This is a genomic window from Paenilisteria riparia FSL S10-1204, from assembly GCF_000525995.1.
Classification (GTDB): Bacteria; Bacillota; Bacilli; order Lactobacillales; family Listeriaceae; genus Listeria_A; species Listeria_A riparia.
Map to the genome: position 1 here is coordinate 21212 of NZ_AODL01000008.1, position 23527 is coordinate 44738.

Annotated in this window: 18 protein-coding genes and 5 pseudogenes; 6 read left to right on the top strand and 17 right to left on the bottom strand. The window is 41.9% G+C overall.

The window, feature by feature from the left end; translation table 11 throughout:
- Positions 1-23 precede the first annotated feature (23 nt).
- Positions 24-1254: pseudogene (locus PRIP_RS07570) on the top strand (nucleoside permease).
- A gap of 393 nt (positions 1255-1647) precedes the next feature.
- Here the strand turns inward: PRIP_RS07570 and PRIP_RS07575 are convergent.
- The gene (locus tag PRIP_RS07575; RefSeq protein ID WP_036100624.1) at positions 1648-2088 is read right to left on the bottom strand and encodes a universal stress protein; all 441 of its coding nucleotides are present in this window, start codon (positions 2086-2088) and stop codon (positions 1648-1650) included.
- A gap of 134 nt (positions 2089-2222) precedes the next feature.
- Between PRIP_RS07575 and PRIP_RS18085 the strand changes: the two are divergent.
- Positions 2223-2671, top strand: a pseudogene (locus PRIP_RS18085) (MarR family winged helix-turn-helix transcriptional regulator).
- 12 nt (positions 2672-2683) lie between these two features.
- Complete coding sequence (locus PRIP_RS07585) at positions 2684-3043, top strand: Lin0512 family protein (protein ID WP_036100625.1); 360 nt, start codon at positions 2684-2686, stop codon at positions 3041-3043.
- 54 nt (positions 3044-3097) lie between these two features.
- Here PRIP_RS07585 and PRIP_RS07590 read toward each other — a convergent pair whose 3' ends face one another.
- Both PRIP_RS07590 and PRIP_RS07595 read right to left on the bottom strand, forming a co-directional pair.
- Entirely contained in the window at positions 3098-4612 is a 1515-nt protein-coding gene (locus tag PRIP_RS07590) for an ABC transporter permease/substrate-binding protein (RefSeq protein ID WP_036100627.1), read from the bottom strand.
- Positions 4609-5583 (bottom strand): ABC transporter ATP-binding protein, encoded by a 975-nt coding sequence (locus PRIP_RS07595; protein WP_036100628.1) that lies wholly within the window; start codon positions 5581-5583, stop codon positions 4609-4611. Before PRIP_RS07595 ends, PRIP_RS07590 begins: the two co-directional genes overlap by 4 nt.
- Positions 5584-5773: 190 nt before the next feature.
- Between PRIP_RS07595 and PRIP_RS07600 the strand changes: the two genes are divergently transcribed.
- Positions 5774-6238 (top strand): DUF1877 family protein, encoded by a 465-nt coding sequence (locus PRIP_RS07600; protein WP_036100630.1) that lies wholly within the window; start codon positions 5774-5776, stop codon positions 6236-6238.
- 54 nt (positions 6239-6292) lie between these two features.
- Here PRIP_RS07600 and PRIP_RS07605 read toward each other — a convergent pair whose 3' ends face one another.
- From PRIP_RS07605 to PRIP_RS07645, 8 genes and pseudogenes are all read right to left on the bottom strand, one after another.
- Positions 6293-7594 carry a pyrimidine-nucleoside phosphorylase gene (locus PRIP_RS07605; protein ID WP_036100632.1) on the bottom strand — a complete coding sequence of 434 codons (1302 nt, stop codon included), beginning with the start codon at positions 7592-7594 and terminating at the stop codon, positions 6293-6295.
- A 21-nt stretch (positions 7595-7615) separates the two neighbouring features.
- Positions 7616-8798: pseudogene (gene deoB / locus PRIP_RS07610) on the bottom strand (phosphopentomutase).
- Between the two features lie 15 nt (positions 8799-8813).
- Positions 8814-9995, bottom strand: a complete 1182-nt coding sequence (locus PRIP_RS07615; protein WP_036100634.1) for a NupC/NupG family nucleoside CNT transporter — start codon at positions 9993-9995, stop codon at positions 8814-8816.
- Between the two features lie 203 nt (positions 9996-10198).
- Positions 10199-11226: pseudogene (locus PRIP_RS07625) on the bottom strand (LacI family DNA-binding transcriptional regulator).
- Between the two features lie 66 nt (positions 11227-11292).
- The gene (gene deoC, locus PRIP_RS07630) at positions 11293-11967 is read right to left on the bottom strand and encodes a deoxyribose-phosphate aldolase (RefSeq protein ID WP_036100638.1); all 675 of its coding nucleotides are present in this window, start codon (positions 11965-11967) and stop codon (positions 11293-11295) included.
- Positions 11968-12050: 83 nt separating this feature from the next.
- A complete protein-coding gene (locus tag PRIP_RS07635; RefSeq protein WP_036100639.1) occupies positions 12051-12989 on the bottom strand; it encodes a sugar-binding transcriptional regulator in 939 nt (312 codons plus the stop codon).
- Positions 12990-12998: 9 nt separating this feature from the next.
- Positions 12999-13805 (bottom strand): ATP-binding protein, encoded by an 807-nt coding sequence (locus tag PRIP_RS07640; protein ID WP_036100641.1) that lies wholly within the window; start codon positions 13803-13805, stop codon positions 12999-13001.
- A 15-nt stretch (positions 13806-13820) separates the two neighbouring features.
- Complete coding sequence (locus PRIP_RS07645; protein ID WP_036100643.1) at positions 13821-14522, bottom strand: LytR/AlgR family response regulator transcription factor; 702 nt, start codon at positions 14520-14522, stop codon at positions 13821-13823.
- Between the two features lie 153 nt (positions 14523-14675).
- On the opposite strand from PRIP_RS07645, the gene PRIP_RS07650 reads away from it, so the two are divergent.
- Both PRIP_RS07650 and PRIP_RS07655 read left to right on the top strand, forming a co-directional pair.
- Positions 14676-15422, top strand: a complete 747-nt coding sequence (locus PRIP_RS07650) for an ABC transporter ATP-binding protein (protein WP_036100645.1) — start codon at positions 14676-14678, stop codon at positions 15420-15422.
- The gene (locus PRIP_RS07655) at positions 15415-16605 is read left to right on the top strand and encodes an ABC transporter permease (RefSeq protein ID WP_036100647.1); all 1191 of its coding nucleotides are present in this window, start codon (positions 15415-15417) and stop codon (positions 16603-16605) included. Before PRIP_RS07650 ends, PRIP_RS07655 begins: the two co-directional genes overlap by 8 nt.
- A gap of 125 nt (positions 16606-16730) precedes the next feature.
- Here PRIP_RS07655 and PRIP_RS07660 read toward each other — a convergent pair whose 3' ends face one another.
- The 6 genes and pseudogenes from PRIP_RS07660 to PRIP_RS07690 form a co-directional block, all read right to left on the bottom strand.
- Positions 16731-17474 carry an alpha/beta hydrolase gene (locus tag PRIP_RS07660; RefSeq protein ID WP_036100648.1) on the bottom strand — a complete coding sequence of 248 codons (744 nt, stop codon included), beginning with the start codon at positions 17472-17474 and terminating at the stop codon, positions 16731-16733.
- Positions 17475-17720: 246 nt separating this feature from the next.
- A pseudogene (locus PRIP_RS18090) lies at positions 17721-18429 on the bottom strand (alpha/beta fold hydrolase).
- 111 nt (positions 18430-18540) lie between these two features.
- A complete protein-coding gene (gene eno, locus PRIP_RS07675; RefSeq protein WP_036100651.1) occupies positions 18541-19833 on the bottom strand; it encodes a phosphopyruvate hydratase in 1293 nt (430 codons plus the stop codon).
- A gap of 110 nt (positions 19834-19943) precedes the next feature.
- Positions 19944-21476: a 2,3-bisphosphoglycerate-independent phosphoglycerate mutase gene (gene gpmI, locus PRIP_RS07680; RefSeq protein WP_036100653.1), complete on the bottom strand. Its 1533-nt coding sequence runs from the start codon at positions 21474-21476 to the stop codon at positions 19944-19946.
- The gene (tpiA, locus tag PRIP_RS07685) at positions 21477-22232 is read right to left on the bottom strand and encodes a triose-phosphate isomerase (protein ID WP_036100655.1); all 756 of its coding nucleotides are present in this window, start codon (positions 22230-22232) and stop codon (positions 21477-21479) included. It lies immediately after the preceding gene.
- Between the two features lie 35 nt (positions 22233-22267).
- The gene (locus PRIP_RS07690) at positions 22268-23458 is read right to left on the bottom strand and encodes a phosphoglycerate kinase (RefSeq protein WP_036087490.1); all 1191 of its coding nucleotides are present in this window, start codon (positions 23456-23458) and stop codon (positions 22268-22270) included.
- Positions 23459-23527 lie beyond the last annotated feature (69 nt).

A 23527-nucleotide genomic window follows, 5' to 3' on the forward strand; every position in this document is an offset into this window, starting at 1 on the left:
GGATTAAAACGCGTCTTCGTTTTATGTCGTTTTTACAGTATTTCATTTGGGGGAGCTGGCTCATCACTCTCGGCTCATATATGTTAAACACGCTCGGTTTTTCGGGCGTGGAGGTTGGGATTGTTTATAGTTCGAAAGGAATTGCCGCGGTGATTATGCCGACATTGATGGGGATTATTGCGGATAAGTGGATTAAAGCGAATTATTTGTATACGGCGTGTCACTTGATTTGTGCTGGTGCTCTATTTTATGCGGCGTCTGTGAGTGACCCGACAGTGATGTTTTGGGTGATGTTGGTGAACGCAATGTTCTTTATGCCGACGCTAGCGCTTTCTAATACAGTTTCTTATTTCTGTTTGGAAAAAGCAAATCTTGATACGGTTACTAATTTCCCGCCAATTCGTGTTTTTGGTACGGTTGGTTTTATTATCGCAATGTGGACAATCAGTCTTGGCCAATTCGAGCTTAGCAACGTACAGCTTTATATTGCCGCTGGTGCCTCTTTATTGTTAGCGCTTTATTCCCTAACGATGCCCTCCATTCCAACTGCAAACAAAAAGAAAAATCAAGGCTGGGTTAGTATGCTTGGACTCGATGCCTTCGTTCTTTTTAAAAAAGCCAAAAATGGCAGTGTTTTTCTTGTTTGCAATGTTGCTTGGTGCGGTCTTGCAAATTACGAATACGTTTGGTAACCCATTCTTACATGACTTTGGCTTGAATCCTATGTTCGCGGATAGTTTAGTTGTGAAGTATCCATCAATTTTATTATCGGTTTCGCAAATGGCCGAGGTTGTGTTTATTCTGGCTATCCCATTCTTTTTGAAGCGATATGGTATTAAAACAGTCATGTTGGTGAGTATGATTGCTTGGACATTGCGTTTTGGATTATTCGCTTTCGGTGATCCGACGCCGTTTGGTACCGTATTATTGCTGTTATCTATGATTGTTTATGGCTGTGCTTTTGATTTTTTCAACATTTCTGGCGCGATTTTTGTGGAGCAAGAAGTGAGCAAAGATATTCGGGCAAGTGCGCAAGGCTTATTTATGACGATGGTAAACGGAGTCGGTGCCTATGTGGGCGCAATTCTGAGTGGTATGGTTGTCGATTACTTTACAGTGGATGGCGTGAAGGATTGGACAATGATCTGGCTAATTTTCGCAGCTTACACGCTTGTTCTAGCTATCGTTTTCCAATTCACATTCCGCTACAAACACGAACCAGAAAAAATGAAAAACTTAGAGATCACACATTAATAAATAGAGTCTCTAAGGAATACCAAATAAAGCCGAAGACTATCTTACCAATTATAACGGGTAAGAGATAGACTCGGCTTTACACAAATCGAGCGAAAGCGTTTGAATTCAGGGGTTTTGGAAAGGAATGACCGTTCAAGTTGTTCACGCTTATATTGGGACTGTAACCCAGTACTTCGAACAGTCGGAAGGGAGGGAGTCGTATCCCCGACCATGCGAGAAGTTAAGCGTAACGTTAGTGTAACAGAACAGCTTGGAACTCGCCGTCTGAATCCTGATGGAATGCCTACTTGTAAAGTCGTAGGCATATTGAGGCTGTAACTCCGTTTTTTCGAATAGCCTCAACAATGCGAACGCTTGTCGCCGATTTACTTGTGATATCCACCTCTCTTCTTATTTTTCGCGAACTACTAATACGTCACATATGGCATGTTGTAAAACGTAGGCTGAGACGCTTCCGAGAACGATTTTTTCAATACGATTAAGGCCTGTTGCTCCGCAAATAAGTACGTTGGCGCCGAATTCATCTGGAATGTCGCGGGCTAGTAATGTTTTTGGATTGCCAGATTCTAAGAAAGTGGTTACGCTTGCGACCTCAGCTTTTTCGGCTAGTTCTTTGTATTCTGCGAGTCTGGCGGTTGCTTCTTCGGTAGCCAATTGTTCGAGTACGCCGTCATAAGATAGGTTCGGTGAGAATGAGCGAACATCAACGATACTTGCGATACCAAGTTTGGCACCAGTTGCTTTGGCTAGTTCTACTGCTTTTAAAAAGGCGATTTCGGCTTGCTTGGAACCGTCCAGCGCGACTAAGATTCGTGTATATTTATTTCCCATGTTTCATCACTCCTTTATGAAACTATACCCGTGAATGGGTTAATTCATACCCTTATGATGATTTTTTATCACACATTCCTACTTTTCATAATTTGTGCTATACTAAATTTATCTTTTGTAAAAGGGGATAGTTTATGGATAAAGAGGATCGATTAAATCAGCAGATCGCTCTATTTTATTTCGCGTACAAGACGTTTGTGGAAACGGCAGACAGACTCATTGGTAAGTATGGTATTACGCGGACGCATCATCGAATTTTTATTTTTTTGTGGCGCGTTCTCCAGGCATTAAAATGAATGAGTTGCTGACTTTGCTGGAAGTTTCGAAGCAAGCGTTACATCAGCCATTGTTAGAGCTGAAGGAAAAGGGATACATCACGATTGAACCTTCTGAATTGGATAAACGGGTGCGATGCGTCTTTTTGACGGAAGCTGGACAAATGATTGAAGCTGAGCTTGGGGAGGCACAGCGACGTCAGATGGCTGCTGCATTGTCGGCTGGCGATGATCCAGAAGGCAAGATTTGGATGAACGTATTAGAGCAGTATGCAAAAGAACGACCAGGCTTCGCATTTTTTAAATAGGAGTGTGATTGGATGGAGAAGATTGTATTTATTCAAACAGGATTCGGTGTGGATGTGCATGGTCAAGATATTACGAAAGCAGCTGTTCGAGCAGTTCGCCATGCGATTTTTACGAATTCGATGCCAGGTATCGAGGCTTTTCTTCCGGATGGCGACTTGAACAATATGGTAGTTAATGTGAAGTTGGCCTTGCCTTGTGATGCTGAGTTACTAGATCATGATGCGATTAAGGCGATTATTCCTTATGGCACCGTGACTGTAGAAATTATGGCGGGCGGAATGCTAACAACGAGCGGTATTTTCCTTGCTGACAAAGCGGATAAGAACGACTTGATGTATATTGTGAACGCTTCAGTAGAAACCGGATATTAGTATTAAAAATAAGCTAGGTAGTGTTTATAAACACCGTCCTAGCTTATTTTTATGTTATTTAATTAGTCCTTCTTTTTGTAAATACGATTTGGCAACTTCTTCGGCGGATTTGCCTTTGACGTTGACTTCGTAGTTCATTTCACTCATCTCTTGGTCAGTGATTTTATTGGCTAATTTCTCAAGTGGTGCCTTTATTTCTGGGTATTTCTTGATGGTTGATGTTAGCATTAGCGGTGCACCTTGATATGGTGGGAATAATTGTTTATCGTCTTTTAATACTTTTAACTTATACTGCGCAATTTCGCTATCTGTGGAGTAGGCATCCAATGTGTTGATGTCACCTGCTTTCAAAGCGGTGTAGCGCAATTTGGGCTCCATTGTTTTCAGTGAATCGAAATTCAGTTTGTAGAGCTTCTGCAACCCTTTATAACCATCGTCACGGTCGGTGAATTCCAGTGTAAATCCTGCTTTGACAGCGTTTTGTACAGATTGTAGGTCCGAAATCGTTTCAAGATTGTACGCTTTGGAAAATTCATTGGAAACTGCGACGGCGTATGTGTTGTTGTATTTCATTGGTTTTAGGAACGTCATGTTATCTTCTTTTGCAAGACCTGCGCGGGCTTGTTCGTATACTTCTTTTGGATCGTGGCTCTTAGCAGGGACTTTTAAGAAGGTTTCTAAGACGGTTCCAGTAAACTCTGGATAAATATCTACATCACCTGATTTTAACGCGTTAAATACGAAGCTAGTCTTTCCTAAGTTCGGTTTGACGGTTACTTTTAGATCAGTGTCGTTTTCGATGAGTTGTTTGTACATATTGATTAAAATTTCAGGTTCTGAACCGAGCTTCCCGGCGATGACTAGTTCTTTTTGAGGCTGGGTAAAGTATGGGACGATGATGACGCTCGCAGTTATAACTAGCGCCCCTGTAATCGTGATTAATGTGCGTTTGAACGACGCTTTTTCCATGTAGCGCAAAATAACGTCGAATAAGATTGCGAGTAGTGCTGCTGGAATGGCTCCGAGCAAGATAAGACTATTATCGTTACGATCGATTCCTAGCAAAATTAAGTCCCCAAGTCCGCCGGCTCCGATTAAGGCTGCGAGTGTTGCCGTTCCAATGATTAATACCATAGCTGTACGAATCCCGGCCATAATAACTGGCATAGCGAGCGGTAATTGCACTTTGTACAATTGTTTCCAACGGTTCATCCCCATGGCTTGTGCTGCTTCAATTAATACTGGATCAATTTCTTTAATCCCTGTATATGTATTTCGCAAAATTGGCAGCAATGCATAGATGACAAGCGCAATAATGGCTGGAAAAGTTCCAATCCCAACAAGCGGAATTAACAAACCAAGTAACGCCAGTGACGGAATCGTTTGTAAAATCGCTGTGACTTGAATAATTGGTTCTGCAGCGCGTTTATGGTTGGTTAAATAAATCCCAAGTGGCACAGCGATGAATACAGCGATAAATAAGGACACGAAGGATAATTCAATATGCTGGACTAATGCAGCCCATAAAGCGTCTTGTCGCACCTGAAACGTGTCGATTAGCTTGCTCATACGCGTTCACCTTCCCTTGCTAGCTGGTTCGCCAAAAATTGAATAATGTGCTGTTGTGTAATCAGCCCCACCGCTTTACCATCTCGTTCTACCGATACTACCGTTTGACTAGATAATTGTTGTAACAAGACTTCGACGGCAACTGTTTCTGCAAAATCTGCTTCGCCATCAACTTTCTGCGCGTCAAAATAACCTTGGTCTATCATATCGCGCACGATGAACTTAGAAGATAGAACGTGTTTGTTCACGTTACCAGATTCTAAGAAGTTTTGCACAAATTCGTTGGCTGGGTTTTTTAAAATTTCGTTTGGCGTGTCGCATTGTACCACTTCGCCGTCCTTCATGATACAAATTCGGTCGCCTAGCATCATGGCTTCTTGCATATCATGCGTAACAAAAACGATGGTTTTCTTAATTTTACGTTGTAATACAATCATGTCTTGTTGCAGTTTCTGGCGGCTGATTGGGTCAAGCGCGCTAAATGGTTCATCCATCAAGATAATTTCGGGATCAGCTGCTAGGGCACGAACTACACCAACGCGTTGCTGCTCCCCACCAGAAAGCTCCGCAGGCTTACGATTACGATAACTTTCTGCATCTAAACCAACGCTATCTAGCAATTCGGTAATTCGCTGATGAATCTTATCTTTATCCCATTTCTTTAATTCTGGCACAATCGCGATGTTCTCCTCAATCGTCATATGCGGAAAAAGCGCAATTTGCTGTAGTACGTAGCCAATGTTCCAGCGCAGTTCGTGAATGTTATAGTCGCTAATACGTTTTTCGTCAATATAAATAGTTCCTGTAGTCAACGGAATAAGACGGTTAATCATCTTTAAAGTGGTTGTTTTTCCACAGCCACTAGGACCGATAAAAACAAAAAATTCGCCGTCTTTAATATTCAAGTCTACATTATTGACTGCATGTTCGCCGTTTTGATATTGTTTCGTTACTTTTTCAAAGCGTATCATGGGTCACTTCCCTTTCATAATTAAGCATTTTATTTGTTACCCTAATTTTATAAACAGAAACATTTGTTCTTAATAATACCACTATCAACTACAAAATTACACTATTAAGCATTTCGTTGACAAATCAACTAAAATTACGCATAATATACTTTATCGCAGTGAAGTTTTACTAGGAAGGAGAAATAAAGAGATGAAGAGACATGGTTACTATTATTACATTGACGAACCAGGAATGCGGGAAATTAAAGCAGGGGATGAATCCGTTTTCACAATGCCCATGTTGTTATCGTTAGATGAATATTGGGAGGTTCTTCATTACATTTTTTGTGGGAAGAAACATAATGGGGCTGCGCCTTGGGGATATATCGTACCGCTTCGAGCAGAGAATTATATTCGAGATGCTTTGGCGACAGTACATTTTATTTATCCAGAACAAGTTCGCATGGCAAAAGACGCCTTGTTTAGCATATCAGAAGAGCAATTCACTGCCATGTATAACTTTAAAGAATTGAAAAAAAGTGGGCTATACGGGATAAATTGGCGCACAAAAAAAGAACAATTCGATAAAGATTTATTGCTTAATTTCCATGCTTTGCGGGCTTTCTTCAACAAAGTGGCGCAGAGTGATGATTGTATTATTTTTTATATTGTATAAACAAACGAGGAAGCGAATGGGTAACACAATCCCAAACACTTCCTCTTTCTTATTTTATTCAGTAATAATAGTATGGATTAATTTTGGTGCGTCAGCGTGATCTCTTATTTTGATATTAGCATAGATTTTTTCTTCGACAGCTTTCACGTCTTCTTTGTTCGCATAAATCGTTACAAGTGGTTCACCTGCTTCGACTTTATCGCCTACTTTTTTGCGTAGCATAATGCCAACAGCAAGATCGATTTCGTCTTCTTTCGTCGCACGACCAGCGCCTAGAAGCATTGCAGCGATTCCGATTTCGTCTGCCACGATTTCAGATACAACGCCACTTTCTTTGGCTGGAACGTCGATTTTGAATTTGGCTTGTGGTAATTTGCTTGGATCATCCACGATGGAGCCGTCGCCGCCCTGATTGTTCAGGAAGTCTTTGAATTTCGCTAAAGCTTTTCCATTTGCCATGACTTCTTTCAACATGTCGCGCGCTTCATCCAAGTCTTTCGCTTTTTTCGCAAGAACAACCATTTGACTGCCCAAAATTAAAACTAATTCTGTTAAGTCTTCCGGCCCTTCGCCTTTTAATGTATCAATGGCTTCTTGCACTTCTAAAGCATTCCCAATGGCAAAACCTAGTGGTTGGGACATATCTGAAATGACAGCCATTGTTTGGCGACCAACGTTATTTCCGATACGTACCATCGCGTGTGCCAAGTTCTCTGCATCCTCGTCAGTTTTCATGAATGCACCGGCACCCGTTTTTACGTCTAGGACGATAGCATCTGCGCCCGCTGCGATTTTCTTACTCATAATCGAACTTGCAATCAGTGGAATCGAGTTGACCGTTCCTGTTACGTCACGCAAGGCATATAGTTTTTTATCGGCTGGCGTTAAGTTGCCTGATTGTCCGATAACGGCTACTTTGTCGCGGTTTACAAGGTCGATAAATTGATCTTTCGTGATTTCGACGTGGAAACCTTCAATTGCTTCTAGTTTGTCGATTGTTCCGCCAGTGTGGCCTAATCCGCGTCCTGACATTTTAGCAACGGGAACGTCAAGCGCCGCAACAAGTGGTGCTAATACGAGCGTTGTTGTATCGCCGACGCCTCCTGTTGAGTGTTTATCGACCTTAATGCCCTCGATTGCGGACAAGTCAATTGTTTCGCCAGAATTCACCATTGCCATCGTTAAATCTGCACGCTCACGATCCGTCATATCTTGAAAAAAGATTGCCATTGCTAAGGCGCTGACTTGATAATCAGGAATCTTGCCTTCCGTGTAGCCATCTACAACGAATTGAATTTCCTCGGTTGTTAGTTCTTTACCGTCACGCTTTTTTGAAATTACGTCTACCATTCTCATTTTTAGTTCACCAATCCTTTTTTATTTTAAGTCGTTTAGGAAGCTTTCGCCGTATTCAGGCATTTTCACGTTAAAATTCGCTGCGACTGTTGCGCCTAAGTCTGAGAATGTTTTACGCAGATCGATTTCTTTGCCGCCGCCTTTGAATTGTTTCGAATAAGCTAAAAGTGGCACGTATTCGCGTGTGTGGTCGGTGCCGCGGTATGTTGGGTCGTTTCCGTGATCTGCTGTAATTAGTAGCAAATCGTCTTCTTTCATATTTGCAAAAACTTCTGGCAAGCGTGCGTCGAATTCTTCTAAGGCATTGCCATAACCAATTGGATCGCGACGGTGGCCGAATAGGGCGTCGAAGTCTACGAGATTTAAGAAACTCATGCCGTGGAAGTCTTCTGTTAGTAAATCAATGAATTTGTCCATGCCATCCATGTTTGATTTTGTACGAATAGCTCTTGTTACGCCTTCTCCATCAAAAATATCGGAAATTTTGCCGATAGCGATAGAGTCTAGTCCGCCGTCTTTTAAGTGGTCCATGACTGTTTTGTCAAATGGTTTTAGTGCGTAGTCGTGACGATTGGATGTGCGTTCGAACGTTTCTTTTGATTTGCCGACAAAAGGTCGCGCGATGATACGACCAAGCATATATGGTTCGTCACGTGTGATGTCACGGCAATATTCGCAAATGCGGTATAGTTCTTCTAATGGAATAATTTCTTCGTTTGCTGCGATTTGTAAAACAGAATCAGCAGATGTGTAAACAATCAACGCGCCTGTTTCCAATTGTTCTTCGCCAAGCTCTTCCATGATTTCAGTACCGCTGGCTGGTTTGTTACCGATTACTTTACGTCCAGAGAAGTCTTCAATTTTTTGAATGAGTTCGTCTGGGAAACCATCAGGGAAAACGCGGAATGGTGTGTCAATGTATAACCCCATGATTTCCCAATGCCCTGTCATCGTATCTTTTCCAGCGGATGCTTCTTGCATTTTTGTATAATAAGCTTGTGGTTTGTCAGCGACTGGTACGCCTTCGATTTCACGGATGTTCGATAAACCTAGCATCGCCATATTGGGCAGTTTCAATCCACCTTTTTCGCGAGCGATATGCCCTAATGTATCAACGTCAAAATCATCAAATTGCGCTGCGTCTGGCGCTTCCCCCAATACCTACCGAGTCCATAACTACAACGTGAATTCTTTTAAATACCATTTTTTAAAAACCTCCTTAATAGATTAAGCCAACGATTGTGGCAGTTAAGAAACTAACTAATGTAGCACCGAATAATAGCTTCAAGCCAAAACGAGCAACGACAACGCCTTGTTTATCATTTAAGCTTTTGACTGCTCCAGCGATAATGCCGATGGATGAGAAGTTCGCAAAGGATACAAGGAATACAGAGACAATAGCGGTTGTTCTTCCTGAGAAATGGAAGTTCCCTGATGCTAAATCGTTCATCGCTACGAATTCATTGGATACCATTTTTGTAGCCATAATGCTTCCGGCTTTAACAGCTTCATCCCACGGAACACCGACAAGAAATGCGAATGGTGCAAAAACATAACCAAGTAATTCTTGGAAGGAAAGTCCAAAAATACCACTGAAAATCGCATTAATCATCGCGATAATAGCTACAAAACCAATCAGCATAGCTGCAACAGTGACAGCCACTTTGAAACCGTCCATGATGTATTCGCCCAATACTTCGAAAAAGCTTTGCTTCGCTTCTTCTTTGACTTCTAAAATATCTTCTTGCTCTGTGACTTCATATGGATTAATGACGGATGCAATAATGAACCCGCCGAATAGGTTTAAAACAAGGGCTGTTACGACATACTCTGGTTTTAAGAGTACCATATATGACCCGACAATGCTCATCGAAACAGTTGACATAGCAGAAGCACAAAGCGTATACAAGCGATGTTTCGGCAACAAGCCAAGTTCTTTTTTCACAGAGATAAAAACTTCGGACTGGCCAAGAATCGCAGAAGCAACGGCATTATATGATTCTAATTTCCCCATTCCGTTCACTTTACTCAATGCTAAACCGATATATTTAATAATAAACGGCAAAATTCGCCAGTGTTGTAAAATCCCGATAAGCGCGGAAATAAAGACGATTGGTAGTAAAACACTTAAGAAGAACGTCATCTGTCCTGGGTTTACAATACCACCAAATACAAAATTAACCCCTTCTGCTGCATAGTCTAGTAATTTGCCAAACCCATCAGCAATACCACCAATAAGCCAATTTCCAACACTTGTATTCAGCAAAATAAATCCTAAAATAAATTGCAGTACAATCATAATTATAATCGGCTTAACTTTAACTTTCCTACGATCATTACTCGCAAGCCAAGCAATTCCAAGAACAACGATTAAACCAACAATTCCGATAAGATATTTCATTGTGTAATCCCCCAATATTTGAATGATAGTAAAACGGTTTACTAAACGTGACACACCTTTAGCAAACGTTTACATTGTAATTCTAAAAAAGTAAAACGGTTTACCGAAGTAAGTATAGCATGTAATTCCTAAGAAGAAAAGTGTTTTCCTCTATGCTTAGCTACCAAATGTTTCATGAGACTTCACTTGGTAGCATCCTTGTTTCATTTATATGTTGCTTTATTTGCCAATTTCCGAGCACTTTCTCGGACGATTAGCTCTAAAGGCATTTTTTTTATTTGCGATTTTTTCATTTGGATTTTGGATGGCTTTCAATAAATAGTCGGCAGCAGTTTGACCTATGGCATAGATTGGTTGGCGAACGGTAGTGAGTGTTGGTGCCATATATTCTGCAAGTTCGATGTCATCAAAACCAACGATAGAGAGGTCATCTGGGATAGAAATACCGAGTTCCAGTGCGGCGCGATAAGCCCCGACTGCCATTTGGTCATTTGTAACGAATAATGCAGTGATATCTGTAGTTTCGAGCAATTTTTTTTGTAGCGTTGTAGCCACCAGTCATTGTCTGATCGCCTTCCATAATCCAATCCGACGATATTGTCAGATGATGCTTTTTCAAACATGCCTGATACCCTTGCAAACGTTCTTCTACAGAGTAAAAAGAATCATCTGAACTGATAATGCCAATTTTACGGTGGCCGAGTGATACAAGGTGTTCGGTCGCCATGTATCCGCCTTCATAATCGTCAATATAAATATTGCCTTCTTCACGATGATGCCGTTTGCGGTCTAACAAAATGTATGGTTTACGCATTGCTTCCAATTGTGTGAACACGTTTGACGCCAAAATATTCGGACTTGCAATAATCAAACCGTCCACAGCCCGATGCAAAAGCTCCTCCACGTATAAATCCTCACGCGTACTGTCTTGCGAAGAATTACATAACAAAATCATATAATCATGCGCATTCAAATAGTCCTCTGCACCTTTCACCATCTGCGAAAAAAATGGATCCGTCACTTCAGGAACAATCATACCAATTGTATTCGTCCGATTAGTCACCATATTTTTCGCAAAAAAGTTCGGTTTATAGGCTAATTCTTTTGCGGTTTGGAACACTTTATTTCGCGTCGCTTCGCTAAAACGGCTTCCTTTTCCATTTAGAATCTGGGAAATCGTTGTAATCGAAACACCGGTTTTTTCTGCAATATCTCGAATTGTTGCACCCAATGTGGCTCGCCTCTTTTCACAGGAAAAATTACTTCTCCTCCATCATGCCACATTTCGATGATTTTGTTAATAGTTATCTTTCGGATTTGCTTCATTTCCTGAAACAATCGATACGCCAGCGCTGGCACCGATACGTGTTGCGCCTGCTTCAACCATTTTATCAACATCTTCTTTTGTGCGGATTCCACCAGATGCCTTCACGCCGATGTCTGGGCCAACTGTGCGACGCATTAAAGCGATGTCTTCTGCTGTTGCGCCTCCTGTTGAGAATCCTGTTGATGTTTTAACGAAGTCTGTTCCTGCAGCTACGGCAAGACGACAGGCACGTTCTTTTTCTTCGTCTGTTAGAAGACATGTTTCGATAATTACTTTTACCAATGCTTTGCCTTTTGCTGCATCGACAACGGCCTTAATGTCCGCTTCAACAAGTGCGTCGTTTTTGTCTTTTAGAGCGCCGATATTAATTACCATATCTACTTCTGTTGCGCCTTTTTGGATAGCATCTGTTGCTTCAAATGCTTTTGTATCACTCGTGTTAGCGCCTAGTGGGAAGCCGATAACAGTACATACATCCACGTCTGTTCCTGCCAATTGTTCGTGTGCTAGCTCAATCCATGTAGGGTTTACACAGACGGATGCAAAACCAAATTGCTTGGCTTCTGCTGTTAATTTTAGAATCATTTCCTTTGTTGTTTCTGGTTTTAAAGCTGTGTGGTCAATCATTTGGGCGATATTTGTCATGATTAAATCTCCTCGCTTTTCGTTTATTTGAGTTTATCATAATATATAATTGAACATTTGTAAAGAGATGTATGAAATTGTGTTCAAGATTGTGTCAACTCTTTTGCAGTGAATTGGTCTGTGATGAGAACATTGGCGTATTCTCCTTGCAAGGCGCCGTGAATTGCTGCAACCTTTCTTGCACCACCAGCTACTAGAATCGAATGTTCTTTTTGTTTAAGTGAATCTAGTTCAATACCAATTGTGCGGGCGTCTATTTCGGTACTGCAAATATTGCCGTCTTTGTCATAAAAACGAGAGCAGATGTCGCCAACACCGTTTTCTTTTAGCAAAGTTTTTTCTTCTTCGGCAAAATAACCGAGTCGGAAAAGTAAAGCTTCATCGCGGACCGTTCCTACTGTAAACACAGCGATATTAGCTTGTTTGCCCATTTCGATGATGTGGTGAATGTGCCGATCTTGCTCCACCATTTGCTTCACCGTCGCGTTGTCGAAAATAACAGGAAGTGGTAAATGGCGCGGCATTGTTTGGAAGTTTTCGGCGAATAGGGAAATCGTTTCAGAGGCGTACGTATTAACTTTAGAATGGCTGATGCCACCTTTTAATTGGATGACTTCGACGCCGCGTACGTTTTGTGGGCTCATTTTTTTGGCAATTTCGTACATCGTTGTTCCCCAGCTGACACCAAGGATATCACCATTTGTTACTGTTTCTTCAAGGTATTCTGCCGCTTTTTTGCTCAAGTAGTCGGTTATTGCCGGGTATTCCGTCGTTGGTGAAAAGACAACATGGGCTTCCCTCAGATTGTACTTGGCTTTTAGCGCAGTTTCGAGTGCATTTAAATCAGCGAACGGATCATTCACCTTAATTTCCACAAAACCGCTCTCTTTAGCAAATTGTAAAAGTCGTGAAACGGTTGGGCGGGAAATACCGAGTTGGCTGGCGATTTCTTGTTGGCTGTAGTCGGATTGATAGTAAAGCCGCGCCACTTCAATACTGAGCTGTTGTTTTGGTTTATCCATTGGTTTTCCTCATTTCTTTATCGCAGGAATCTTTAATCGTAGTTTAAATTGGGTTTGGTCGAAGCGGTAGTCAATAATGCCGTGTGCTTTTGTTATGTAATATTTAATGGCCGCGGTGCCACTTGTGGATTTCGGTCTTGCGAATAGATTATCCATAACCGCTTGATTAGGCATGTTGGAGGCATTGCTGATTTCAAATAAGAAAAGGCCGCTTTGCAGTTGGAGGCGTAGTGAAATCCAGCCATTGTCAACTTGGGAGGCTGCTTGTTTGGCGTTGGCCATGATAGCGGTTAACAATGCAAGTAGCTCATCTTCTTGGAATGGTAGGTCAGATATTGCGCTTTGCAAGTCCGTTTTGAATGTTAGGTTCGCTAGCTTCAATTGCTGATCTGTTGTGACCAGCCATGCCGCGATATCCGGTCGTTCATTTTTGGCAAGTTGGAATGCAGCATCGTTTGTACGACTCGCATAATTTTTATGGCGCTCTTTTTGAAGGAGAGCCACGAAGTTTTGTAAATGGTCACTTTTGCTGGTCAGCTGCTGATTGGTTTGTTCGAGCTGTCCTAATTGATATTGCGCAACGAGGAACAAAAAAAGGAGCGCCCAACCTGCCAAACTCGCGTCGTAAATCAGTGCAAGTAGTAAGCCGATGACCGCAATGCCCGCCAGCCAAAGATTCACCGTGCGAATTCTCATAGCAATAGCTAACGCAGCCACGCCAAGGACTACAGATACCACTTGTAAAATGGCATGCGCCTCCAAATACAAACACGCGATAGTATATGCTAAAATCAGAACAGTCAAAATCAATCGCATCGAGTTAGCTCCTTCTTAAAAATAGTTTTCTTGTAAATATTTCAGTTTTTCTTTCGTGACAAGGGCTTTTTGTGAGGTGCCTTCGAACACGACTTCAAATGATTTTTTCGAGTATTCGGTGAAGCGCTTGACATATTGTAAATTAATGAGAAACGAGCGATGCGAGCGGATGAACATGCTTTCGCGGATGTCTCCTTCTAATTCGCCGAGTGATTGATACGACTCAAAAACATCTTTTGTCGTATGTATGGTCGTCGTACGCCCCGTCCGTTCCAAAAAAATAATTTCATCTTTCGGAATAATGACCAAATCGCCGCCAGAACGAATGAAAAGCCGCCCCGTAATTTTACCAGCCTCTTTTTTATCGGTAAAACGTTCGATGCTTTGGACTAGTCGTTCCTGATTGTAAGGCTTCAAAATATAATCATGCACATTAAGCTCGAAAGCATGCACAGCATAGCCGCTTTTGGCAGTAACAAAAATCACGCTTGTGTTCATGTTATTTAGGTGAATAAAATCTGCTAGCTGATAGCCTGACATTCCTGGCATTTCAATATCTGTAATAAGCAGGTCCACTGGCGTTTCCTGAATGAACGCATAGACTTCTTCCGCATTGTTCGCCTTTAGTTGTAATTCCACGGTTGCCACTTTACCGACAATTAACTCTAGTTTATCTAAATCTAACGGATTATCGTCAACAATTCCAACAGTTAGCATCTTTTTCACCCCTTATTCATCCATTATAAACAAACTCTAAACGAAAAACACCCTTTTCGCGACGAAATTCCCCCCCTTAACGACAAACTCCTTCTATTTTCACCATTTTGCGCTATGATAAAGACATCAAGAAAAGCAAAAGGAGGAACACACATGATTGAAGTACAAAACGTCACCAAAAAATTCCGCGATCGCAAAAAATCGACAACCGCAGTTGATCACGTCTCATTCCATGTTGATAAAGGCCGTATTGTAGGTTTAGTAGGTGAAAACGGCGCTGGGAAAACGACTATTTTGCGTAGCATCGCGACATTGGTGACCCAGGATGAAGGAAAAATAACCGTTGCTGGTTATGACAATAAAATACAAGCCGAAGAAGTAAAAAGCCATATCGGCGTCCTATTCGGCGGTGAAACTGGGCTTTATGACCGTCTAACAGCACGTGAAAATTTATTATATTTTGGAGGCCTTTACGGTTTACCTAAACACACATTGAAAAAGCGAATTGATGACCTCGCTCTCCGCTTTGGCATGCGCAAAGAACTCGACCGAACTGTTGGCGGTTTTTCCCGTGGTATGCGTCAAAAAGTGGCAATTGCTAGAGCCGTTATTCATGATCCCTCGGTAATCCTTTTTGACGAGCCGACGACTGGTTTAGACATTACGAGCGCCAATGTGTTCCGTGATTTCACGCGGCAGCTACAGCAAGAAGGAAAAACAATTATCTTTTCCAGTCATATCATGGACGAAGTAGAAAGCTTATCGAACGATCTCATTTTGATGCACCAAGGACAGCTTCTCTATGCCGGAACCGCGGAAGCTCTGTACGCCAGAGAAGGTACGAACGATTTAAATTATATCTTCATGTCAAACATCGTGCGAGGTGATATGTATGCTTAAAAAAAGCCAATTCGGACACATTTATAAAAAAGAAATGCTCGAAATCATGCGTGATAAAAGAACTTTTCTACTCGTTGTTTTCCTACCAATGCTCATCTTTGTCGGGCTCATCTTATTTTATGAAAACATGATGAGTCACAATCCTGACAACAGCATCACCGTAGCCGTTAACAAATCCGCAGATCCCGAACTCTTACACGCTTTAGAACAGCAAGACAAAGATATAACATTCCAAAAAGTCAGCAGCCCTAAGCAAACCGCTTCATCTGGAGACGCGCTTATCGCCATGGAAGCCGAACAAGACGCACTTAGCAAACTAAAAAAAGGCGACGCGACATCGGTTATTATTTACAGCGACTCATCCGATAAAAACGCCAGTGCAGCCGTTACCGACATTAGTACACAACTCGGTGCACTCGATAAAAGCATTGTTTCCAACCGCTTAGAGAAAGCCAACGTTCCTATTCAAACATTAAACGCAATACAAGTCCAAATCAAGCCCTTATCTAGTAGCACAGAAGAAACCGACATTTCGCGAATGATGTTAACTATCGTCCTGCCAATGTTGCTTTGCCTCGGCGTAACAATTGGCGCTTACCCAGTCGTTTCTGAACTTTTTGCAGGCGAAAAAGATAAGAAAATCATCGACGCTCTGCTTGTTACACCAGTGAAACGCTCAACTTTATTGTTTGGTAAATGGTCTGTCGCAATGACCGTCAGCCTATTCACAGCAACCGTTGCTCTTGCCGCCACATTACTTGTCATTTTTTTCGGAACCGAGCATTTGCGGAAAGCACTTGACGCCATGAGTAACCCATTCGGACTGTTTTTCGTGGCACTCCTTGCAATGGCTTCCTTTGCAGCTCTCATCGTCAGTCTTCAAGCCATCACAGCCATTTTTGCAAAATCGATGAAAGAAGCCAATAGCTATCAAAGCCCGCTCATGATGTTGGCTATAGTTCCAGCTTTCGTGACCATGTTCGTGAGCCTGAGCCAAACAACAACAACCATGTTCTTCATTCCACTGGCAAACATCTCTTTCTTGCTACGCGAAATGATTTACGACCAATTCATTTGGACGCATTTATTGGCCACAATTGCTTCTAACCTTATATTCGCCCTGATTTTCTTATATGTAGCAAAACGAATGTACAGCAACAATGATTACCTCTTAGCAAAATAAGATAAAAAGGCCTAGTCTGGAACATAAAGTAACAAAATCGCCCTACTCAACGTAAATATGTGGGCGATTTTGCTTTATCACAATAAAAAAGAGAAACACCTACATCAGGCGTCTCCCTATTATTTCTACATTACTTCTTGCTCTAGCCACATCAAATCATCTAAGAAATACACTAAGTCTTCACCTAAAATGTCTTTCTCACAATCGTTCGTAATATCATGTCCTGATCCAGCGTAGAAGCAAAGCTGTTTGTCATCAGAATGAATATTTTTGAAAATATAATTCGCATCATCTGCTGCAATTTCTTCATCTCGACAACCTTGGCCAATCATCGTCGGCACTTCAATGCGCTCAATCTCACTTGCTACTGTTTTGTAGAATTCCGAGCGGGCATCTGCCATCTTATCGATTTCGGGCGCATAATTAGTAAGCATTACTTGAGCGTCTTGCTCTGCAATGCCATCTTTTCTCATACTCTTTAATAAATAATTCTCTACTGGAATGTATCGCATCTTACGGTTCACGTTCGCACATAATGGAGCAATAGCCTTAGGCGCGAATGTTTCTGCCATTTTCAGCGCAAAAACGCCACCCATTGCGGCACCCACGATTGCAATTTCATGATATCCTTGGTCTTGTAAATACTTATAGCCAGCCGTTGCATCTTCGTACCACATATCTGGTGTGGTTTTTAGAAAAATAGCTGGTTCTTCGCCATGACCGCGATAATTTGGCGCATATACCGTATAACCGTTCTCTGCTAGATACTCCCCTAATTCTCTAACATCCTCTGTCGTTCCTGCAAATCCATGCAGTAATAGAACAGCACGACTGCCTGCTTTTATAAGAAAGCTACGATCCGTACTCATGATTAATTGCACTCCTCCATCTTCCTTAACTTGCCCTCATTGTACGCCATTAACGTACAAATTACCAGCTTTTGATTCAGCCACTGAAAACCCTTGCTATAAAAGGCTTCAGCACGTTTCACAATCTCTGTTTTTGGGGTCAGTAATTTATACAATAGACATATGATAACGCGGAACGGTTTGGGTGTCAATGTTATTTTCACGCAATCCAAAGAAAAACACATTTTCACTACTTTCTCCCTATGTTTATGTCACATCTTTGTCAAAAAAGGAGGCAATAATATCGTGCAATTCTCGCGGTTTCTGCCGAATCAAAAAATGCGTACCATTATGAATCACAGCCATCTCCCCGCGCTGTACCAAATCGACCATTTTTTTCGTGTCGGCTTTGGAAACCACATCATATTCTCCAATAATCGCCAACATTGGAGCCGAAATATTCGCCAGCTCCTCTTCTTTAATATGCGGATAAAAAATCATCAATCCCATCTGCGCCTTAATCCGCCTAAAAAAGAAACTAAGCGGTGTCAAAAGTGAAGCAAAGAAATAACCAGCGACACTAAAAACATTAGCCCACCATTTAATTTGGCGTGCATCATAGTTCGTTCCAATCACGACCATCTGTTTCTGCCGCTTCGGTTGATATATCGCCATTTCTAGCGCAATAATCCCACCATCACTATACCCGATAATGCGATACGTATCAATTTTTAAAAAAATCTAATAAACATAGAATGTCTAGCGCCATCACTTTAAAATCAAGCGGTCGAAACCCAAGCTCGGACTTGCCATGACCACGTGAATCTACGGCAATCACCTGGTATCTTTTGCGAAAAAAGTCGATTTGGCGTTTCAGCGCACCATGACTCTGCCCATTGCCATGCAACAAAACAAGCGGTTCACCATTGCCATAAATATGATACGAGAGTTCTATTCCATTCACATATACTTTCATCGCTACCACCCGACCTTTGCGTAAAGTCATTATAGCAGAAAATGACGATGTTGGCTTCCTGAACGCAAAAAAACACCCCAGAAAACTCCGGGGTGTCATTACAAGCAACAATTATTTTTTCAAGTTGTAGAAAGTATCGTCGCCGTGGTATTGAGCTAAGTTACCTAGGTTATCTTCAATACGTAGCAATTGGTTGTATTTAGCAACACGGTCTGTACGAGTTGGAGCACCTGTTTTGATTTGGCCAGCGTTTGTTGCAACAGCGATGTCAGCGATTGTGCTGTCTTCTGTTTCACCAGAACGGTGGGAAACAACTGCTGTGTAACCAGCGCGTTTAGCCATTTCGATAGCGTCTAATGTTTCAGTAAGCGTACCGATTTGGTTAACTTTGATTAGGATTGAGTTAGCGATGCCATTGTCAATTCCTTCTTTAAGTTTCTTCGTGTTTGTAACGAACAAGTCATCACCAACTAATTGTACGCGGTCGCCAATGCGTTCTGTCAATAGTTTGTGACCTTTCCAGTCGTTTTCGTCTAAACCATCTTCAATAGAGATGATTGGGTATTTGTTTACTAGCTCTTCGTACCAAGCAACCATTTCTTCAGAAGTACGAGTTACGCCTTCACCTTTAAGTTCATAATTACCAGTTTCGCGGTTATAGAACTCAGAAGATGCAGCATCCATTGCCAACTTAACTTGTTCGCCTGGAGTGTAACCAGCTTTTTTGATTGCTTCGATGATTGTTTCTAACGCTTCTTCGTTAGATTTAAGGTCAGGAGCGAATCCACCTTCATCACCAACACCAGTATTTAGACCTTTGCCTTTAAGAACTGATTTAAGGTTGTGTAGAATTTCAGCACCCATACGTAATGCTTCAGAGAAAGTTTTAGCTCCTACTGGCATAACCATGAATTCTTGAATGTCTACGTTATTGTCAGCATGTTCGCCGCCGTTAACGATGTTCATCATTGGTACTGGCAATACTTTAGCGTTAACTCCGCCAATGTATTCGTATAACTCTAAGCCTAATTCTTCTGCTGCTGCACGTGCCGCTGCCAAAGATACACCTAGAATTGCGTTAGCGCCTAATTTACCTTTGTTTTCAGTTCCGTCAAGCTCGATCATTGCTTGATCTAAACCGATTTGGTCTGTTACGTCAAAGCCGATAATTTTGTCTGCAATAATGTCATTTACATTTTCAACAGCTTTCAAAACACCTTTACCTAGGTAACGGCTTGAATCGCCATCGCGTAATTCTACTGCTTCGTATTCACCAGTAGATGCGCCACTTGGAACTAATGCGCGACCAAATGCGCCTGTTTCTGTGTAAACTTCCACTTCGATTGTTGGGTTACCACGGGAATCAAGAACTTCGCGTGCATATACTTCAGTAATAATTGACATAATTATAACTCTCCTCTAAAAATGAATTTTTGTAAGGAAGTGACCGAATTACCGGTTGCTTACCTTCTTATTTTAGCCTTGTTTTCGCAAAAACGCAAAGCAGGACCATGTTATTTTTGAATTAAACTTTCGCCTGTCATTTCGGCTGGCTGTTTCACACCTAAAAGATCAAGCATTGTTGGGGCTACATCGGCTAAGCGACCGCCTTCGCGTAATGTAACGCCTTTTTTCGTAACAATGACTGGAACTGGTACGGTTGTATGCGCTGTGTGTGGTTTGCCTTCTGGTGTTGTCATCGTTTCCGAGTTACCGTGATCAGCGAAAATAATCGCAGAACCGCCTTTTTCTAAAATAAGATCAACAACGCGTCCAAGGTTTTCGTCTACAGCTTCAATCGCTTTGATTGTTGGTTCAACCATACCAGAGTGACCTACCATATCAGGATTTGCAAAGTTTAAGATAATCGCATCGTGTTTATCGTTTTTGATATCTTCAACTAGCGCGTCTGTTACTTCATAAGCACTCATTTCAGGTTGCAAGTCATATGTTTCGACTTTCGGGGAATTGATTAAAATGCGGCTTTCACCAGGGAATTCTTCGTTACGCCCACCGTTCATAAAGAAGGTAACGTGCGGATACTTCTCGGTTTCAGCAATACGCAATTGAGATAATCCTTCGTTTGATAAAACTTCTCCGATAACGTTTTTCATTTCGATTGGCGCGAAAGCAACTTCAGCAATAATGCTTGGGTTATAAAGCGTCATCGTAACGAATTTCACATTTTTCGGATGTTTGTCACCACGGTCAAAATGTTCCCATTCTGTATCCGTGAAGGCATTTGAAAGTTGAATCGCGCGGTCAGGACGGAAGTTGAAGAAAATAACAGCGTCGTTATCTTTTACCGTTGCTACTGGTTTGCCGTCTTTAGCAATGATGGCTGGAACAACAAACTCGTCGTTTTTGCCATCTGCGTAAGAAGCTTCGACCAATTTAATCGGATCTTCAAACTGTGCGCCTTCGCCTTTCACGATTGCGTTGTAAGCTTTTTCTACGCGTTCCCAGCGTTTGTCGCGGTCCATTGCGTAGAAGCGTCCTGAAACAGTTGCAATTGCGCCGTAGTTCAAGTCAGCGATTGCTTTTTGTAGCGTCTCAAGATAGCCTACAGCCGATTGTGGTGCCACGTCGCGTCCATCAAGGAAAGCATGGATGTAAACGTTTTTGACACCTTTGTTCTTCGCTGTTTCAAGTAATGCGACAAGATGGTTGATGTGACTGTGCACGCCACCGTCTGATAGCAAACCGAACAGGTGAAGATCGGAGTTATTTGTTTTTGTGTGCGTGAACGCGTTGTTTAGCGCTTCATTTTCTGCGAATTCGCCTTCTTTGATGGCTTTATCAATACGCGTTAAACTTTGGTAAACAATGCGTCCAGCGCCGATATTCGTATGACCAACTTCTGAGTTACCCATTTGACCTTCTGGAAGACCTACGTCAAGACCAGCTGCTTTCAGTTGACCATGCGGAAACTCTGCCCAGTAGCGATCAAAGTTCGGTTTATTAGCTAATGCTACTGCATTCCCAACCGTTTCGTTACGTAAACCGAAGCCGTCAAGAATGATAATAGCTACAGGTGATTTCGTCATTTATTTCACTGCCTCCAATAGGGCCAAGAAAGACGCTGGCTCAAGGCTTGCGCCACCAACTAAAGCTCCATCAATGTCGGATTCTGCCATGTATTCAGCAATATTTTCAGGTTTGACACTGCCGCCGTATTGAATACGAACTGCGTCTGCTGCTTCTTTAGAAACAACTTCTGCAACGGTTTGACGAACAACAGCACATGTGTCGTTAGCATCTTTACTTGTAGAAGATTTACCAGTCCCGATAGCCCAGATTGGCTCATAAGCGATAACTGCTTTAGAAACTTGCTCTTCTGTCAAGCCTTTAAGTGCTGCACGGATTTGGCCGCTAACCCATTCGTTTGTTTGGCCAGCTTCGCGTTGTTCTAGCGTTTCACCACAGCAAATGATTGGTGTCATGCCGTGTTTGAAAATTGCGTGTGCTTTTTTGTTAATGTCTTCATCTGTTTCGTGGAAATACTCACGACGTTCAGAGTGACCGATAACAACGTAAGAAACGCCTAAATCCGCAACCGCGAACGGGCTAATTTCACCAGTGAAAGCACCTTCGTCTTCGAAATAAGTATTTTGTGCTGCAATTTTAAGATTTGTTCCTTCTGTTAAGTGAACTAGTTCTTTTAAAAATAAAGCTGGTGCTGCGATTACAGAATCAACAGCGTCTTTACTTGGAACCTTAGATTTTACGTCCTCAGCAAATTGTGCAGCTTTTGCAGCTGTTTTGTTCATTTTCCAGTTTCCTGCAATGATAGGTTTACGCATTTTTTTCTTCACCCTTCCTATTTTCGCTCTATGGATTATTTGTCGCTAATAGATTCAACGCCTGGAAGTTTCTTGCCTTCTAGGTATTCTAATGAAGCTCCGCCACCAGTTGAGATGTGTGTGAATTTGTCAGCGTAACCAAGGTCCATCGCTGCTGCAGCACTATCGCCACCGCCAATGATTGTAGTTGCGCCGTCAAGGTTTGCGATTGCTTCACAAACACCGATAGTGCCTTTTGCAAAGTTGCTCATTTCGAACACGCCCATAGGACCGTTCCAAACAACCGTTTTCGCGCCTTGCAATTCTTTTGTGAAAAGTTCCACTGTTGCAGGTCCGATGTCCAAGCCTTCTTCGTCAGCTGGGATGTGGTTCGAATCAACTGTGTGGAATGGTGCATCATTACTGAATTCATGAGAAACAACATTGTCGATTGGAAGTACTAATTTGTCGCCTGCTTTTTCAAGTAAGCTCTTCGCAAGATCGATTTTGTCTTTTTCTAAAAGAGAAATGCCGACTTCTTTACCTTGTGCTTTGAAGAATGTGTATGCCATTCCGCCGCCGATTAGTAATTTGTCTGCTTTTTCGATTAGGTTTTCGATAACACCGATTTTGTCGGATACTTTTGCTCCACCAAGGATAGCAACAAGTGGACGTTCTGGGTTATCGACAACGCCGCCGATGAATTTAATTTCTTTTTCCATTAGAAAGCCTGCTGCTGATTCTAGGTTAGAAGCGATTCCAACGTTAGAAGCATGCGCACGATGGGCTGTTCCGAATGCATCATTTACAAAAACATCACCTAAAGAAGCCCAGTATTTACCTAGTTCAGGATCGTTTTTGCTTTCTTTCTTGCCGTCGATGTCTTCAAAACGCGTGTTTTCGAATAAAATAACGTCGCCGTCTTTCATTTCGTTAATCGCGCCTTCAAGTTCTGGACCACGAGTTACAGGTACGAATTTTACTTCTTTACCTAATAATTCGCTCAAACGTTCAGCAACTGGACGTAATGATTTGTCTGCTTTGTCTTCTTCTGTCTTCACTTTACCTAAGTGAGAGAAAAGAATTGCTTTACCGTTTTGTTCAAGGATATATTGGATGGTTGGTAATGCCGCCACGATGCGGTTATCGTTGGTAATTTTACCGTCTTTCATCGGAACGTTAAAGTCAACGCGTACTAGAACTTTTTTGTCATTTAAGTCTAAGTCAGTCACAACTTTTTTAGCCATAATAAAATTCCTCCATAGCTTTCAAATAAAAAGCGGAAACAAAAAACCTGTCCCCGCTTATTTGTTTAT